Below are 15,305 nucleotides of genomic sequence, written 5' to 3' on the forward strand. Positions count from 1 at the left end.
TTCGGGGCGTTGAGTGCCCTGAACGACCCGTTCAGGGAATCCAACGCCCCAAACGCGGCATTGGCTCGCGCCGCCGCGCCCACGTCGCCCGGCGCCCACCATGGGGGCTGACCAGCTCATTTGGGTACTGGAACCGCCTGAATGAGTCATTGAGGGCGCTCAACTCCCCCAATGACTCATTCAGCACGCTCAACGGAACGAATGAGTCATTGGGGGAGGAGGTGTTGGAGCGGGGTGGTGAGCGGGGAGTGGCCGTGCCAGTGCAGGCGTGCGGTCGTGCCCTCGCGGACGAAGACGGTCAGCCGGGCCTCGGCGCGGTCCTCGTCGGACAGGCCCAGGCGGTCGGAGAGCTCTCCGGGCTGTGTGGAGATGGGCACGATCCAGCGCCAGCCGCGCTGCTCGGCGAGCCGGGCCAGGCGGTGCGGCGGTGCCGGGGCGAAGACGGCGATGGCGGTGCGCGAGCGCAGCCAGGGGACCTGGGCGTCGAGGGCGTCGACGTCTCGGGCGCTCGTCTCGTCCGGCTCGTCGGCCGTGGCGTCGAAGGCCAGGTGGTAGCCGACCAGTGTGCGGTGGTCGCCGAACACGTCGTCCAGGGTGATCGGTTTGCCGCCCGCCGTGGTCAGCGGTGACGCGGAGTCGACCTCCGGGCCGGGCGGGAGGGCGGCGCGGAGGGCGGCGACGGCGGCCGCGGCGGCGCGCAGCTCCCCCTCGGCCGCCAGCAGCTCGGCGCGAGCGCGCCGGTAGTCCTCGCTGGCGGCGACATGCACTGTGCTCACTGCGCCTCCGCGGAGGAGAAGAGGTTCATGGCTGAAGAATCTAGCCCGAACGGCCGCACGACGTACGAGAAACGATCAACGCGAAGCAAGGGCGTTCGGCAGCATCGGCGGGCAACCGCCCACATAGGACGGATCGTATTCGAAGTGCCACGGCTCGTTCTGGTAGCGCCTGCACCAGCCGTACTTGCCGTTGCCGCGTTCCACCCACGAGGCCGCTGACAACGGCTGGATGTCCACGGCGACGCCCTGGACGTGGTTGGACGCCTCGGGGGTGAGCACGTACTTGCTGGCCTGCTCGGCGCTGCCGAAGCGGCGGACGGCGCTGTCGAACTCCGCCTGCTGCTGCCAGGCGCTGCGCTTGCCGTCGTTGAGGCACATCGACACGCCCTCGGCGGTGCCCTTGCCCTTCAGCGCGTTCCACGCCGCGAGCACGTCGTCGCGCAGCCCGCGCGGTGCCTCGTCGGAGTATCGGATGTCCAGCGGGCACTTCGGCGCGTCGTCGTCACCGGTGACGTTGACGAGTTCCACGTACGCCTCGCCGGGCATCGGCTTCGTCGGCTCGATGTAGAACAGCACACCCAATCCGACGAGCAGCGTGACCATCATGGTCAGCACAATTCGCATCCGGCCAGTTCTCCTCTAAACATGCTGCCGTACAAGTGTTTCACAGCGGTGTGTGGCGTGGTGCCTGCCGCCCGCCGACTCCGGGGCCCGGCGCGCCAGCTCGGTTCCGTGCAGCAGTGCGACGAGGGCGAGCGCGGTCACCGGGGCGCCGACGGCGGCCAACGTGATCGACGTGTCCAGCCGCTCCGCAGCGGAGGCGGCCGAGCCGAGCAGCACGCGACCGGCGATGGGCACGATCGAGGGCACCACCAGGGCTCCGACGAACCACGCGGGGTGCGGGTGGCGGCGGCCGCGACCGGCGAACGCGGCGACCAGGCAGCCGACCATCGCGGCCACCAGGCAGCCGCCGAGGGTGTCACTGGCCCGGTGCCAGCCGAGCCCGACCGTGGCCACGGCAACCGCCGCGACGAGCACCGACCCGCCACCGAGCACGAACGGGCGGACTCGGTGCGGACTGACCAGCGCCAATGCGACCAGCACGGCCATCGCGCCGGTCACGTGCCCGCTGGGGAAGCTGTTGTGCCCCGCGACCGAGGTGGCGTACAGGTCGGGCCGCTCCAGCAGCCCGTCCTTGAGCAGCTCGGTGAGCAGCGTCGAGCCGCCGATCACGCCGACGACGGTGACGGCCCCGACGAACCGGGCTCTGAACACGCCGACGCCGAGGGTGAACACCGCGACGGCGCCGAGCAGGACTGTGCCCATCCCTCCTTTGAGTAGGAAGGAGAACGCGGGGTCGGCCAGTCCGCCGGTCTGGGCCTGGTGCACCGCGCCGTTCTCCGCGCGCTGGCCGGTGACCGTGTGCACGTAGGCGAGGAAGGTCACGCCGAGGGCGATCAGGGCTCCGAACGCGCCTGCGACGGGAAGCGGCCAAGTCCTGGGCTGTGCTTCGTCGCTGGTTGCCATGACACCGATGCTCCAGCCGGGGTGTCCGAGTTCTGTGCTGGATTTGTCATGGTTGTGCAACAGACCTGGATAATGGGCGCCGTGGCGATGGTCCTGGTGGTGGAGGACGACCGTGCCGTCCGCGAGGCCCTCCAGCTCTCGCTGCGCAGGCAGGGGCACGACGTGCACGTGGCGGACAGCGGTGAGCGGGGCCTGGCGTTCCTCCGGGAACAGCGCCCGGACCTGGTGCTCGTCGACCTGATGCTGCCGGGCATCGACGGTTTCGAGACCTGCCGCCGCATCCGCGCCGAGGGCGACCTGCCGATCATCGTGCTGACCGCGCGCAGCGACGACTTCGACGTGGTGGCTGGGCTTGAGGCGGGCGCGGACGACTACGTGGTCAAACCGGTCGAACCGAGGGTGCTCGACGCGCGCATCCGCGCCGTGCTGCGCCGGGCCGCGAGCGAGCAACAGGCCAGCGACGAGCACTTCGGCGATCTCGTCGTGGACCGCACGGCCCTGGTGGTCACGAAGGGCGGCGAGCCGGTCGCGCTCACCCCGACCGAGCTGAAGCTGCTGCTGGAGCTGACCAGGACGCCGGGCCGGGTGTTGTCCCGCCAGCAGCTGCTGAGCGCGGTGTGGGACCACGACTACCTCGGCGACTCGCGGCTGGTCGACGCGTGCGTGCAGCGGCTGCGGGCCAAGATCGAGGACGATCCGGGCAGCCCGAGGCACGTGCGCACGGTGCGCGGCTTCGGCTACCGGTTCGACCGGCTGTAGGTGGCCGTGAACAGGCGGTGGTCGGTCGGACTGCGACTGCGGTTGGTCGCCGCGTTCGCCGCCGTCGCGGTCGGCGCGGTGATCGCCACCACCGGCGCGAACTACCTGTCGGCGCGCAACACCATCCTGCAGGGCGTCCAGGACCGGGCCATGGACACGCTGCGCACGCAGGTCAGCACGTTCGCGGCGACCGTGCCGCTGCCGCCGACCCAGCGCGACCTCGACGCGCTCCAACGCAGGCTCAACGGCTACGTCGCGGTGTTCTACCGCGAGCTGCGCTCCACCGGCGGGCCACCGACCGAGGAGCTGCCAACGGAGTTCCGCGCCGCCGTGCACGACAGCGACCGGATGCTGTTCCAACGCGGCCTGTGGTCGGCGTCCGCGCCGTACCTGATGATCGGGATGACCGTGCGGACCCAGAACAGCGCGGGCGCCGTCGAACCGACCGGGTTGGAGATCTACGCGCAGATCAGCCTGGCCAGTTCGCAGGCCGACATCTCCAAACTGGCGATGTGGGCGTGGGTCACCGGCGCGCTGGCCCTGCTGGTCGCGGTGGGCATCGCCCTGCTCGCGGCGCGCAGCGTGCTCCGCCCGGTGCGGGAGCTCAACGTCGCCGCGCGCAGGCTCGCCGACGGGCAGTTCGACACGCGGTTGCGGGTGCGCGGCGGTGACGAGCTGGCCGAGCTGGCGCACACCTTCAACTCCTCGGCGGCCACGTTGCGGCACAACGTCGGGGAACTGCGGCGGATGGAGTCGGACGCGCGGCGCTTCGTCGCCGACGTCTCGCACGAGCTGCGGACGCCGTTGACCGCGATGACCGCGGTGATCGAGATCCTGGAGCAGGAGACCGACCGGATGCCGCCGGACTCCGCGGTGGCCGCGCGTCTGGTCGCCGGGGAGACGCGCAAGCTGTCCCGGCTCGTGCAGGACCTGATGGAGATCTCGCGCTTCGACGCGGGCCGCGCCGGGCTCGAACTCGACGAGTGGGAGGTCGCCACCGCTGTGCGCGACACCCTGGCCGCCCGCGGCTGGCAGGACTCCGTCGAGGTCGAGCTGCCGGAGGGCCTGGTCGCGCGGCTGGACCGGCGGCGGCTGGACATCGTGCTGGCCAACCTTGTCGGCAACGCGCTGCGGCACGGCGCGCCGCCCGTGCTGGTACGGCTGTGGCAGGAGGACGGCGGCGTGGTGATCGAGGTCAGCGACGGCGGGCCCGGGTTGCCGGAATCGGTGCTGCCGCACGTGTTCGATCGCTTCTACAAGGCGGATTCGGCGCGGACGCGCTCCGAGGGCAGCGGGCTCGGCCTGGCGATCGCGCGGGAGAACGCCCGGCTGCACGGCGGTTCCCTCTCCGCCGGGAACCGGCAAGGCGGGGGCGCGTGCTTCCTGCTCAGGTTGCCGGGGGTGTTGGTGTGAAGCGCTTTCTGGTGCTCGTGGTGTTGTTGTTGGCCGGGTGCGGCGTGCGGCCGACCGAGATCGTCCGGGCCGGGCCCGCGCCGATCCTGCCCGCGGGCGGTGAGGGCGCGGTGCTGTACTTCCTCTCCGGCGAGCAGTTGCAGCCCGCGAGCCGCGCCACCGGCCAGCCCCTCGCTCCGGCCCAGGCGGTGGAGCTGCTGCTGGGCGGTCCGACCGACGCGGAGCGCTCAGCGGGTTTGGTGACCAAACTGCCGTTCACCTCGGGCAGGGTCACTTTGTCCGGGACCACGCTGACCGTGCCCATCCCCGTTCTCGGCTTGCCGGAGGAGGCCGTGCAGCAACTCGTGTGCACCGCCGTCCGAGCCCTCGCGCCCACCGAACAACACCTGGGCCTCTTCCTGTCCGGCCGCACAGGCCCCCTCGGGTACCGCGAGTGCTCCGCGATGACCTGACCCACCCGCCCCAGCCCCACCCGTTTTGCCCGTTTCGTACTCTTGTCGGGATTTTGGAGCGCTCTAATTCCCGCTAAGAGTACGAAACGGGAGCTCTCTGGGTAGGGCGGAGTGCTAGGGGTCGTCGCGGGTCATGCGGCGGAGCTTGGGGAGGCGCTCGGCGAGCACGCGTTCGGCGCCGTGGTTGGTCGGGCGGTAGTAGTCCTTGCCGACGAGCTCGTCGGGGGCGTACTGCTGCGCGAGGACTCCGCCGGGCGCGTTGTGGGGATAGCGGTAGTTCTGCGCGTGGCCCAAGCGTTCCGCGCCCTTGTAGTGGCCGTCGCGCAGGTGCGGAGGGACCGGGCCGACCGCGCCCTTGCGCACATCGCTGGACGCCTCGTTGATGGCCACTATCACCGCGTTGGACTTGGGCGCGGTCGCGAGGTGGATGGTGGCCTGGGCCAGGGCGAGCCGTCCTTCGGGTAGACCGATGAGCTGCACGGCCTGCGCGGCGGCGACGGCCGCCTGGAGCGCGGTGGGGTCGGCCATGCCGATGTCCTCGCTGGCGTGCACGACGAGGCGGCGGGCGATGAAACGCGGGTCCTCGCCCGCCTCGATCATCCGCGCGAGGTAGTGCAGCGCGGCGTCGGGATCGGAGCCGCGGATGGACTTGATGAACGCGCTGATCACGTCGTAGTGCTGGTCGCCGTCGCGGTCGTAGCGCACCGCCGCTTTGTCCACAGTGGACTCAAGGGTGGGCAGGTCGATCTCGGCCGCGCCGGTGGAGCTGGCCGACTCGGCGGCGGCCTCCAGCGCGGTCAGCGCCCGGCGCGCGTCACCCGCGGCGAGGCGGACGAGGTGGTCCTCGGCGTCCTGCGCGAGGGTCGGCGCTCCCCCGAGCCCGCGCTCGTCCTCGACGGCCCGGCGCACCACCGCGCGCACGTCGTCGTCGGTGAGCGACCGCAGCTGGAGCACCAGCGAGCGCGAGAGCAGCGGTGACACCACGGAGAAGAACGGGTTCTCCGTGGTCGCGGCGACGAGCAGCACGACCCGGTCCTCCACGGCGCCGAGCAGCGCGTCCTGCTGCGTCTTGGAGAAGCGGTGCACCTCGTCGATGAACAGCACGGTGGACTCGGCGGCCCGGCCGAGGCGGCGGCGGGCCTCCTCGATCACCGACCGCACCTCCTTCACGCCCGCCGACAACGCGGACAGCGCGACGAAACGCCGCCCGGTCGCCTTGGAGACGAGCGTGGCCAGGGTGGTCTTGCCGGTCCCCGGCGGCCCGTAGAGCAGCACGGAAGCGGGCGCGGCACCCTCGACCAGCCTGCGCAGCGGCGCACCGGGGCCGAGCAGGTGCTGCTGCCCCACCACCTCGTCGAGCGAGCGGGGCCGCATCCGCACGGCCAGCGGCGCGTTCGCGGCGATCTGCTCTTCCGCCCGCTCAGCCACCTCCTGCCCGAACAGCCCCTCCTGTCCCGAGAGACCACCGTCGAAGAGTGCGTCGTTCACGCCCTGGACGCTACCGCCCCGCACCGACACTCTCCGCCGCACGAGGTAGGGGCGTCTTCAAGTACCACGCACCCCCCGCCCAGCGGTCGCAAACCGCACCTAACCGGTTGGGTGCGGTTTGCGACCGCTGGGGCCGGGGTCGGGGGTACTTGAAGACGGGGGAACGTGCGCGAGCCAGGAGGGGGCTGCGGTGTCGGAATCGCGTGCCGACGTGCGAGAATTGTTCCCCGTGTCGTCTTCCACCGTTCGCGCGCGCGTCGTGTTGCTGGCCGGTCCGTCCGGCTCCGGGAAGTCCACCCTCGCCGCCCACCTGGGCTGGCCCGTGCTCCGGCTGGACGACTTCTACCGCGAGGGCCGCGACCCGCGCCTGCCCCGGGACGACACCGGAGCCGTGGACTGGGACCACCCCGAGGCGTGGAACGGCGAGGACGCCGTCGCCGCCATCACCGAACTGGCGGAGTCCGGCCGGGTGCGGGCGCCGATCTACGACATCGCCACCGACAGCCGTTCCGGCGAGCGCACGGTCGCCGTCGACAGCTCGCCGCTGTTCATCGCCGAGGGGCTCTTCGCCGACCGCATCGTGGACGGCTGCCGCGAGGCCGGGGTGCTGGCCGACGCGCTCGTCCTCGCGCCGTCGGCGTCGCTGACCGCCGCGCGCCGGTTCGCCCGCGACGTGGCCGAGGCGCGCAAGCCGGTACCGGTGCTGCTGCGCAGGGGCGTGCGGTTGTGGCGGGAGCAGCCGCAGGTGGTGCAGCGGTGCGTCGCGGCGGGGATGCGGCGCACGAAACCCGCGGCCGCGCGAGCGGAACTGCGCCTACTTGCCTCTAAGAATGCCTTGTGGGGCAACGAAAAGGTCAGCTGAACATCGTTCATCAAGATCGAACACCTTCGGGGTGGACCACCAACCGAAGGAGATCGAGATGCGTTCGCTTTCCCGAGTCGCCGCCGTGCTCACCGCCGCGGTGATCGCCCTGGCCGGACTCGCCCTGCCCGCGTCGGCCGCCCCGCTGGTGAAGTACCGGACCGGGCTGAACTTCAGCCTCTGCCTGGACGTCCGCGGCGGGACCGGGGTCGCGGGCCAGGACATGCAGCTGTGGCACTGCGGCGACGTCCCCGGCCAGCGCTGGGAGAAGCGCGGTGAGTACCTGGCCAGCGACCTCAACCGCAACCTCTGCCTGGACGTGCGCGGCGGGGCCGGGCAGCCGGACCAGGACATCCAGATCTGGCACTGCGGCGCCATCGCGGGTCAGCGCTGGGTCCGCGACGGCCTGCTGCTGCGGAGCGGGCTGAACCACCACCTGTGCCTGGACGTGCGCGGCGCGTCCGGCCGCCCGGACCAGGACATCCAGCTGTGGCACTGCGACCCGAACAACGCCGCGCAGCACTGGCACGAGTTCTCCTGAGTACCTGATCGTCGGACTTCCCTCAGCGCCCGGGTTGCCGGTACGCCAGAAACATGAGCATCCCTCTCGATCGGCGTACTCTCCTGCGCGCCACGGGCCTCGCGGTCGGCGCGGCCAGCCTGACGGCCCTGCCCGCGACCGCGCGGTCCGGCGAGGTCTTCCAGCACGGCGTGGCCTCGGGTGATCCGTTGCCCACCACGGTGTTGCTGTGGACCCGCGTCACACCGACGCCGGAGTCGGTCCCCGGCTCCGGCGTCGGTCCCGACGTCGATGTGCAGTGGCAGGTCTCCGCGGACCCGGCGTTCACCGAGGTGGCCGTCAGCGGTACCGCGGCGACCGGCCCCGGCCGGGACCACACGGTCAAGGTCGACGCGACCGGGCTGAGCCCCGCGACCACCTACTACTACCGGTTCCGGCTCAACGAAGCCTTTTCCGGCGTCGGCACGACGCGAACGGCGCCCGCGGCGGACGCCGACGTGCAGCACCTGCGCTTCGGCGTGGTGTCCTGCTCGAACTGGCAGGCAGGGCACTTCGCGGCGTACCGCGTGCTCGCCGAGCGCGGCGACCTGGACCTGGTCGTGCACCTCGGCGACTACCTCTACGAGCACGGGCCCGGCGAGTTCCCGGTCGGCTACGCCGTGCGCCCGCACACCCCGGCGCGCGAGGTGCTGACGCTGGCGGACTACCGCAAGCGCCACGCCCAGTACAAGACCGACCCGCACCTGAGGCAGCTGCACGCGGCCGTGCCGTGGACGATCACCTGGGACGACCACGAGGTCGCGAACAACGCCTGGTCGGGCGGAGCGGGCAACCACGACCCGGAGACCGAGGGCGACTGGGCGACCCGCCGCGCCGCGGCCCGCAGGGCGTACTTCGAGTGGATGCCCGTGCGCAACACCGGCGACCGGCTCTACCGCAAGCTGCGCTTCGGCAGGCTCGCCGAACTCTCGATGTTGGACCTGCGTTCCCACCGGTCCAAGCAGGTGAGAATCCTATCCGGGGAAGTTGACGACCCGAAGCGCTCGCTCGCCGGTGGCGAGCAGCTGAACTGGCTGGTCGACGGCCTGGTCTCGTCAACTGCGCGGTGGAAGTTCGTCGGCAACCCGGTGATGATCTCGCCGACGCTGATCCCGCCGTTGCCGTCGCACATCCTGGGGCCGCTGCTGTCGTTGCTGGGCCTGCCCGCGGAGGGCGGCGTGGTGTTCACCGACCAGTGGGACGGCTACACCGCCGACCGCCGCAAGCTGCTGTCGGCCTTGGCGCACAACAAGGTCACCAACACCGTGTTCCTCACCGGCGACGTGCACTCCTCGTGGGCCTGCGACATCCCGGCCGACGCCGGGATGTACCCGCTGAGCCCGTCGCTGGCCACGGAACTGGTCTGCCCGTCGGTGACCTCCGACAACATCGACGACATCCTGCACGTCCCGCCGCGCACCGCCGCGGTGATCGCGGAGAAGGCGCTGCGCGGGCTCAACCGGCACGTCAAGTGGGTGGAGTACGACTCGCACGGGGCCGCTGTGCTGGACGTGACGCCGTCCTCGGTGCGGATGGACTGGTACTTCCTCGCCGACCGGGCCAAACCGGACAGCTCGGCGCACCTCGCGAAGTCCTTCCGGGTCCGCAACGGGACCCAGCGCGTCGAGGAGGTCAACCACGCGTGAGGGCTCGGGGAGGCGCTGTTCCCGGCGCCTCCCCTTCACTCGCGCAGCCGGGCCTCGATGCCCGCGAGGTGACGACGGAGGGCGTGCTCGAACAGCGCGTCCAAGTTCTCCGGAATCCCGGTGGTCAGCGTGGCCAGGCGGGGAAACCTGCCCGAGGCGAACAGTGCCTGCACCTCGGCCTCGTGTTCCAGCCACCACTGGCCGGTGGTCATGCCGCTCGCCCGCACCGCGGCCTGTTCCGCTGCTCCCGACAGCGCGAGGCCGCGCACGAAAGCGGGCAGCGTCAACGCTTCCCGCGCTTGCTCCTCCTTCGTCAACCGCAGGCCGTGCAAGGCTTCCATCGTCCATTCGGTGTGCAGCATGGCTTCGGGGATGAGCAGCGGCCGCGTCACCGAGATCAGCTCCGGCAGCCAGGCGTGCGCGCGGTAGAGCGCCCACTGCAACCGGCACACGACGTTGAGCCGCTCCCGCCAGCCCCGGGGCGGTGGGTCCGGCAGCGGCCTGGTGCGGAAGACCTGGCGCAGCATGAGGTGCACGAGTTCTTCCTTGCCCGCGATGTGCCGGTACAACGACATCGGCCCCACCGCCAGCTCCGTGGCGAGCCTGCGCATCGAGACCGCTTCCAGCCCTTCGGCGTCGGCGACGCGGATGGCCGTCGTGGTGATGCGGAACCGGGTCAGGGTCTGGCCGGGCGGTGGCTCGCGGCGCGGCTTCGCCCCCGTGGTGCGCACCACGGTCCCCGCGCCAGGATGGGCTTCCACCAAGCCTTCCTGCCGCAACAGGTCGAGCGCCTTGGTCGCCGTCGCCATCGCGACGCCCCATTCGCGGGTGAGCGCCCTCGTGGAGGGAACGCGCTCGCCGGGGAGCAGTTCGCCCGCCTCGATGCGGGCTCTGATGGCGGCGGCAATGCGTCGGTACGGCGGGTTCACGAGGCAAAGTGTACTAGTACAGTCGACCGGGTCGACCTGGGGTTTTGCACCGGAAGCCCTTCGTTTCATTGCGATGTGCGCGCGAGCGTCGGCACAGTCTGTGGTGTGAGTTCGATACAGCGTACGCAGCGCGCCACGGAGATCCTGTGCGATGCCTTCGTGACGGACCCGGTGGTCGAATGGGTGTTCCCCGGTCCGATCGAGCAGCGGCGGGCTTCGGTGGCACGCGTGTTCGCCCCACTGGTCGAGATTTCCGCGGCGGCGGACGAACTGGCCGTGCTCGACGACGGTGCGGCGGCGGTGTGGCTCCCCGTCGAGGCAGGCCAGGACATGGCTCCAGGACCGGAGGAGGAGCTGCCCCCGCGCTTGCGGACACTGGTGGAGGTGTTGGCGCGCGGCCATTCCACGGAGCGCGATCACCTGTACTTGGCGTTCATCGGTGTCGCACAAGGAAAACAGGGGCGAGGGCTCGGCGGCAGGCTGCTCGCGGAGCGACTGCGGCGCGCCGACGTCCCCGTCTACCTGGAGGCGAGTTCGGCGCGCAACGTGCCGCTGTACGAGCGCCACGGCTTTCGGCTCACCGACGAACCAATCACGTTGCCCAGCGGGCCCACCGTGTGGCCCATGTGGAAGGAGAACTGAAATGGCTGTGCGGAGGGAAATTCTCGCGGGCACGAACGCGGACTTCATGATCGTGCGGGAGCTGGCCGTCGCGGGCACGCAGGTGGAGATCGGCCGCGCGCTGGCGGAGGAGGCGGCGCGCTCCTACGGCTGGCGCCCGCAACCGGCCGACCGGCGCACGGTCCGCGCGCGGCGGCTGTGGTTCGAGCGGAACTGGCCGCAGCACCACGAGCGGATGCGTGGCGCGGCTTTGGCTCTGGGACTGGATTTCGAGGCTGATGAGTACTATGTGGACGGTCTCAGCGGCGTGCCGAACGGGTCGGCGTGCTCCGCGACGTTCCTCCCGCCGAGCGCGACTTCGGAGGGTCGGGGACTGCTCGGCCGCAACTACGACTTCTTCACCACGAGCGCGGCGGATCTGTTCGCGATGCTCAGCGGCGGCCAGCCGACCGGCGGGTCCGAACCGCCGATGGCGTCGCGGCCGTTCGTGGTGCGCAGCAAGCCGACTGACGGTCCCGCGACCACGTTGATCACGATGGACACGCTGGACGGCTGCATGGACGGGATCAACGAGCACGGTCTCGCGGTGGTGCTGCTGATCGCCGATGCGGAGACGACGGGCGAGCCGATCGCCGCGGGGCCGCAGGTCGGGCTCTCCAGCATCCAGCTGCCCCGGTTCGTCCTGGACACCTGTGCGACGGCGGAGGAGGCCAGGGCGGCGCTGCTCGGCGCGAAGCAGTACGACCTGGGCACACCGCTGCACTACCTGATCGCCGACGCCAGCGGTGACTGCTTCGTGTGGGAGCGCGGCGCGGGCGGGGACGAGCACATCACCGACGGTGGCGGCGGTGCCCTGTGCGTGACGAACCACTTGCTGCACAAGCACTCCGGCGAGCTCCCGGCCGACAACGAGGAGACGATGCTGACCTATGAGCGCCATCGCAGGCTCAGCAAGGAGACGAACGCCGTGCTGTCCGGGCCGGGTGTGCGCGCGGCGATCGACTCCGTGAACTTCGACGCGGTCGGCGCCGAGGTGCCCTACCCGATCCGGACCCTGTGGCGCTCGGTGTTCGACCTCGGCGAGCGCACCCTGGCGGCGCGCTTCTACCTCGCCGACGACCGCTACACCGACGAGCTCGCCTTCACCTGCTGACCGAGGTCGGGCGGTCTTCAAGTCCCACGAACCCTCCAAACGATCACCGAAAACCGCCCCCAACCCCCGCGAGGCTCCGGGGAGGTTGGGGGCGGTTTGCGATCGCTGGGGAGGGGGTGGGGGGTACTTGAAGACCGGGGAACCCGCTAGAGCACCTTGCGGAGAGCGCCGAGGAGGAGTTCGACCCGCTCGGGCCTGGCGTTGTGGCCCATCAGGCCGATCCGCCAGACGGTCGCGGCGAACTCCTTGGCGCCCGCGCCGATCTCGATGCCGAGCTCCTCCAGCAGGCGCTTGCGGACGGCCGCCGAGTCCACTCCGTCCGGCACCCACACCGAGGTCAGCTGGGACAGCCGGTGGCCCTCGGCGGCGAAGAGCTTCAGGCCCATCTCCTCAAGGCCGTTCTGCAGGGCCGTGCCGACGCGGCGGTGCCGCTCGAAGACCTCGGGCAGCCCCTCCTCCAGCACCCGGCCCAGCCCGGCGTGCAGCGAGGCGATCATCGCGACCGGCGCCGTGTGGTGGTAGGTCCGGCCGCCGCCCGCGCCGCCGCTGACGTAGTCGCCGATCAGCCCCAGGTCGAGGTACCAGGTCGGCGGGTGCGGCACCCGCCGCGCCCACGCCCGCTCGGACACCGTGAACGGCGCCAGCCCCGGCGAGACCCCGACGCACTTCTGCGTCCCGGAATAGGCCAGGTCGACACCCCAGTCGTCGACGAGCACCGGCGAGCCCGCCAGCGAGGTCACGCAGTCGGCGATCACCAGCACGCCCTCGTCCCGAGCGCGGACGGCGGCGCCGAGCGCGGCGATGTCGCTGCGCACTCCGGTGGAGGTCTCGGCGTGCACGGCCGCGACGATCGCGGGCCTCGGGTGCGCGTCGAGCACCCGCTGCGGGTCGACCGGCTGCCCCCACTCGTGGTCGACACGGACCACCTCGGCGCCGTAGCGCCCGGCGACGTCGCACATCCGCTCGCCGAACAGGCCGTTCACCGCGATGACCGCGACGTCGCCCTTGCGCACGGTGTTGGCGAAGGCGGCCTCCATGCCGATGGACCCGGTGCCCGACAGCGGCAGCGTCCGCCGGTTGGCGGTGCCCCACACGGTGCGCAGCCGCGCGCAGGTCTCGTCCAGCAACCGCAGGAACTCGGGGTCGAGGTGGCCGAGCAACGGCGCGCCGAGGGCGAGCGTCGCCTCCGGGTACGGGTTGGACGGACCGGGACCCAGCAACACGCGATCGAGCAGAGGCATGCACGCACCCTAACCGGCGCACCCTGTCGGCACATTTTAGGTAGATTGAATCTACGTAGATCTGAGCTACTTTAGATGTGAGCTACGGAGGTGCGCCCATGGCGACGCGTTTCGTCGGTCGTGCGACCGAGCTCGACCTCCTCGGCAAGCGCCTGGAGCGCGTCGGCACCACGGGGGGCGGGAGGGCCCTGGCGATCAGGGGGCGCCGCCAGGTGGGCAAGTCCCGCCTGGTCCAGGAGTTCTGCGGGCGCGCCGAGGTGCCGTACCTGTTCTTCACCGCGACGAAGGGCGCCTCGCCCGTCGAGGCGGTGACGGCCTTCCTCGCCGAGCTGCGGGAGTCGGACCTGCCCGTCGACCACGAGCTGATCCCCGGCGAGGCCACCGGGAACTGGGCCGACGCCTTCCGCGTGCTCGCGTCGGTGCTGCCGGACCGGCCCGTCGTCGTCGTGCTGGACGAGCTGCCCTGGCTGGCCGAGCAGGACGAGCGCTTCGACGACGCGTTGCAGACGGCGTGGGACCGGCTGCTCTCCCCCAAGCCCGTGCTGCTGGTGCTGCTCGGCAGCGACATCCACATGATGGAGCGGCTCACCGCCTACGACCGGCCGTTCTTCGGGCGCGCGGACACCATGGCGCTCGGGCCGCTCAACCCCGCCGAGACCGGGCGCGCGCTCGGTCTCGGCCCGGCCGACGCCATCGACGCCCACCTGGTCTCCGGTGGCCTGCCCGGCATCCTGCGGGCGTGGCCGCGCGGCACCCCCGCGCTGGACTTCATCAAGCAGGAGTGCGCCGATCCGGCGTCGCCGCTGTTCAGCGTCCCCGAGGCGACGCTGATGGCGGAGTTCCCCGCGCCCGACCGGTCCCGCCGCGTCCTCGAAGCCGTTGGCAGCGGCGAGCGCACCCACGCCAACATCGCCGCGGCGGCCGGGGGACGGGCCGACCTGCCGTCCGGGGTGCTGTCGCCGCTGCTGCGACGGCTCGTGGACGAGAAGCGGGTGCTCGTCGCGGACTCCCCGCTGTCGACCCAGCCAGGCAAGCCCGCCCTGTACCGCGTCGACGACTCCAGCCTGCGGCTCTACCTCGCGGCGCTGCGGTCGGCCTCGGAGCTGGTGCGGCGCGGTCTCCCCGCGTCGGCGGTGTTCCGTCGCGTGCGGCGGCACTGGTCGAGCTGGCGCGGCAAGGCCGTCGAACCGCTTGTGCGACAAGCACTCGAACTCGCCGCGGCGGCCGGAGACCTGCCGTGGGAGGAGGTCGAGGCCGTGGGCGGCTGGTGGAACCGGCAGTTCGACCCCGAACTCGACCTGGTGGGGTGCGACCGCGCGCCCGTCGCCAGGACCGTCCACTTCGTCGGTTCGATCAAGTGGCTGTCCGCGCCGTTCGACAAGCACGACCTCGCCGCGCTCATCAAGGCCGCACCTCGGGTACCCGGGTACAGCAGCGGCTTGGTCGCCGTGTCGCTCTCCGGTGTGGACGCGGAGGGACTGGACCTCGTCTGGGGACCGGACGACATCGTCAACGCTTGGGAGTCATGAGCATGGAGAACTGCGTGTTCTGTTCCATCGTCGCCGGGCGCGCCCCCGCGACCGTGCTCGCGGAGTGGGAGGACGCCATCGCGATCCGCCCGCACGGCGGGGTCAACGACGGGCACGTCCTCGTGCTGCCGCGCGTGCACGTCCAGGACGCGGGCACCGACCCGGACGTGACGGCCGCCGTGATGCGCCGCGCCGCCGAGCTGATGGCCCGCCTCCCGGCGGCGAACCTGATCACCTCGAAGGGGGCCGACGCGACGCAAACCGTGTTCCACCTGCACGTTCACGTGGTGCCGCGCGAGGCCGAGGACGGTTTGGCGCTGCCATGGACAACCTGATGTCGAGAACGCGGC

At 71.4% G+C, this 15,305-nt stretch carries 16 protein-coding genes; 10 read left to right on the top strand and 6 right to left on the bottom strand.

From position 1 onward, the window contains the following. Positions 1-206: 206 nt before the first annotated feature. The 3 genes from NLX83_RS18550 to NLX83_RS18560 all read right to left on the bottom strand — a co-directional run bounded on the left by NLX83_RS18550 (position 207) and on the right by NLX83_RS18560 (position 2,303). Positions 207-776 (bottom strand): DUF899 family protein, encoded by a 570-nt coding sequence (locus NLX83_RS18550; RefSeq protein ID WP_254236342.1) that lies wholly within the window; start codon positions 774-776, stop codon positions 207-209. A 75-nt stretch (positions 777-851) separates the two neighbouring features. Continuing rightward, positions 852-1,400, bottom strand: coding sequence for a D-alanyl-D-alanine carboxypeptidase family protein (locus NLX83_RS18555; protein ID WP_254236343.1), 549 nt, complete (start codon positions 1,398-1,400; stop codon positions 852-854). Positions 1,401-1,415: 15 nt separating this feature from the next. After that, complete coding sequence (locus NLX83_RS18560; protein WP_254236344.1) at positions 1,416-2,303, bottom strand: phosphatase PAP2 family protein; 888 nt, start codon at positions 2,301-2,303, stop codon at positions 1,416-1,418. Positions 2,304-2,384: 81 nt separating this feature from the next. Here NLX83_RS18560 and NLX83_RS18565 point away from each other — a divergent pair, with 81 nt between their 5' ends. From NLX83_RS18565 to NLX83_RS18575, 3 genes are read left to right on the top strand one after another with little or no spacing between them, the layout of a single operon-like run. Beyond that, positions 2,385-3,062, top strand: coding sequence for a response regulator (locus tag NLX83_RS18565; RefSeq protein WP_254236345.1), 678 nt, complete (start codon positions 2,385-2,387; stop codon positions 3,060-3,062). A 6-nt stretch (positions 3,063-3,068) separates the two neighbouring features. After that, complete coding sequence (locus tag NLX83_RS18570) at positions 3,069-4,475, top strand: ATP-binding protein (protein ID WP_254236346.1); 1,407 nt, start codon at positions 3,069-3,071, stop codon at positions 4,473-4,475. Further along, positions 4,472-4,927, top strand: coding sequence for a hypothetical protein (locus tag NLX83_RS18575; protein WP_254236347.1), 456 nt, complete (start codon positions 4,472-4,474; stop codon positions 4,925-4,927). The genes NLX83_RS18570 and NLX83_RS18575 overlap by 4 nt, the downstream gene beginning before the upstream one ends. Positions 4,928-5,041: 114 nt before the next feature. Here NLX83_RS18575 and NLX83_RS18580 read toward each other — a convergent pair whose 3' ends face one another. Continuing rightward, the gene (locus NLX83_RS18580) at positions 5,042-6,415 is read right to left on the bottom strand and encodes a replication-associated recombination protein A (protein ID WP_374118771.1); all 1,374 of its coding nucleotides are present in this window, start codon (positions 6,413-6,415) and stop codon (positions 5,042-5,044) included. 229 nt (positions 6,416-6,644) lie between these two features. Between NLX83_RS18580 and NLX83_RS18585 the strand changes: the two genes are divergently transcribed. Genes NLX83_RS18585 through NLX83_RS18595 form a run of 3 tightly spaced genes read left to right on the top strand, consistent with a single transcriptional unit; the run spans position 6,645 to position 9,482 of the window. Continuing rightward, positions 6,645-7,277: a uridine kinase family protein gene (locus tag NLX83_RS18585; protein ID WP_254236348.1), complete on the top strand. Its 633-nt coding sequence runs from the start codon at positions 6,645-6,647 to the stop codon at positions 7,275-7,277. A gap of 58 nt (positions 7,278-7,335) precedes the next feature. Next, entirely contained in the window at positions 7,336-7,818 is a 483-nt protein-coding gene (locus NLX83_RS18590; protein ID WP_254236349.1) for an RICIN domain-containing protein, read from the top strand. A gap of 53 nt (positions 7,819-7,871) precedes the next feature. Continuing rightward, the gene (locus tag NLX83_RS18595; protein ID WP_254236350.1) at positions 7,872-9,482 is read left to right on the top strand and encodes an alkaline phosphatase D family protein; all 1,611 of its coding nucleotides are present in this window, start codon (positions 7,872-7,874) and stop codon (positions 9,480-9,482) included. 35 nt (positions 9,483-9,517) lie between these two features. Here NLX83_RS18595 and NLX83_RS18600 read toward each other — a convergent pair whose 3' ends face one another. Next, positions 9,518-10,411: a TetR/AcrR family transcriptional regulator C-terminal domain-containing protein gene (locus tag NLX83_RS18600; protein ID WP_254236351.1), complete on the bottom strand. Its 894-nt coding sequence runs from the start codon at positions 10,409-10,411 to the stop codon at positions 9,518-9,520. Positions 10,412-10,516: 105 nt separating this feature from the next. On the opposite strand from NLX83_RS18600, the gene NLX83_RS41900 reads away from it, so the two are divergent. Further along, complete coding sequence (locus tag NLX83_RS41900; RefSeq protein ID WP_254236352.1) at positions 10,517-11,053, top strand: GNAT family N-acetyltransferase; 537 nt, start codon at positions 10,517-10,519, stop codon at positions 11,051-11,053. A 1-nt stretch (position 11,054) separates the two neighbouring features. Beyond that, complete coding sequence (locus NLX83_RS18610) at positions 11,055-12,185, top strand: C45 family peptidase (RefSeq protein ID WP_254236353.1); 1,131 nt, start codon at positions 11,055-11,057, stop codon at positions 12,183-12,185. 146 nt (positions 12,186-12,331) lie between these two features. On the opposite strand, the gene NLX83_RS18615 is transcribed toward NLX83_RS18610, so the two are convergent. Continuing rightward, positions 12,332-13,426 carry a pyridoxal-phosphate-dependent aminotransferase family protein gene (locus NLX83_RS18615; protein WP_254236354.1) on the bottom strand — a complete coding sequence of 365 codons (1,095 nt, stop codon included), beginning with the start codon at positions 13,424-13,426 and terminating at the stop codon, positions 12,332-12,334. Positions 13,427-13,524: 98 nt separating this feature from the next. Here NLX83_RS18615 and NLX83_RS18620 point away from each other — a divergent pair, with 98 nt between their 5' ends. Both NLX83_RS18620 and NLX83_RS18625 read left to right on the top strand, forming a co-directional pair. After that, positions 13,525-14,955, top strand: coding sequence for an ATP-binding protein (locus NLX83_RS18620; protein WP_254236355.1), 1,431 nt, complete (start codon positions 13,525-13,527; stop codon positions 14,953-14,955). Continuing rightward, the gene (locus tag NLX83_RS18625; protein WP_254236356.1) at positions 14,952-15,290 is read left to right on the top strand and encodes an HIT family protein; all 339 of its coding nucleotides are present in this window, start codon (positions 14,952-14,954) and stop codon (positions 15,288-15,290) included. Before NLX83_RS18620 ends, NLX83_RS18625 begins: the two co-directional genes overlap by 4 nt. Positions 15,291-15,305: the final 15 nt, after the last annotated feature.

This window comes from Allokutzneria sp. A3M-2-11 16 (genome assembly GCF_024213555.1).
Classification (GTDB): Bacteria; Actinomycetota; Actinomycetes; order Mycobacteriales; family Pseudonocardiaceae; genus Allokutzneria.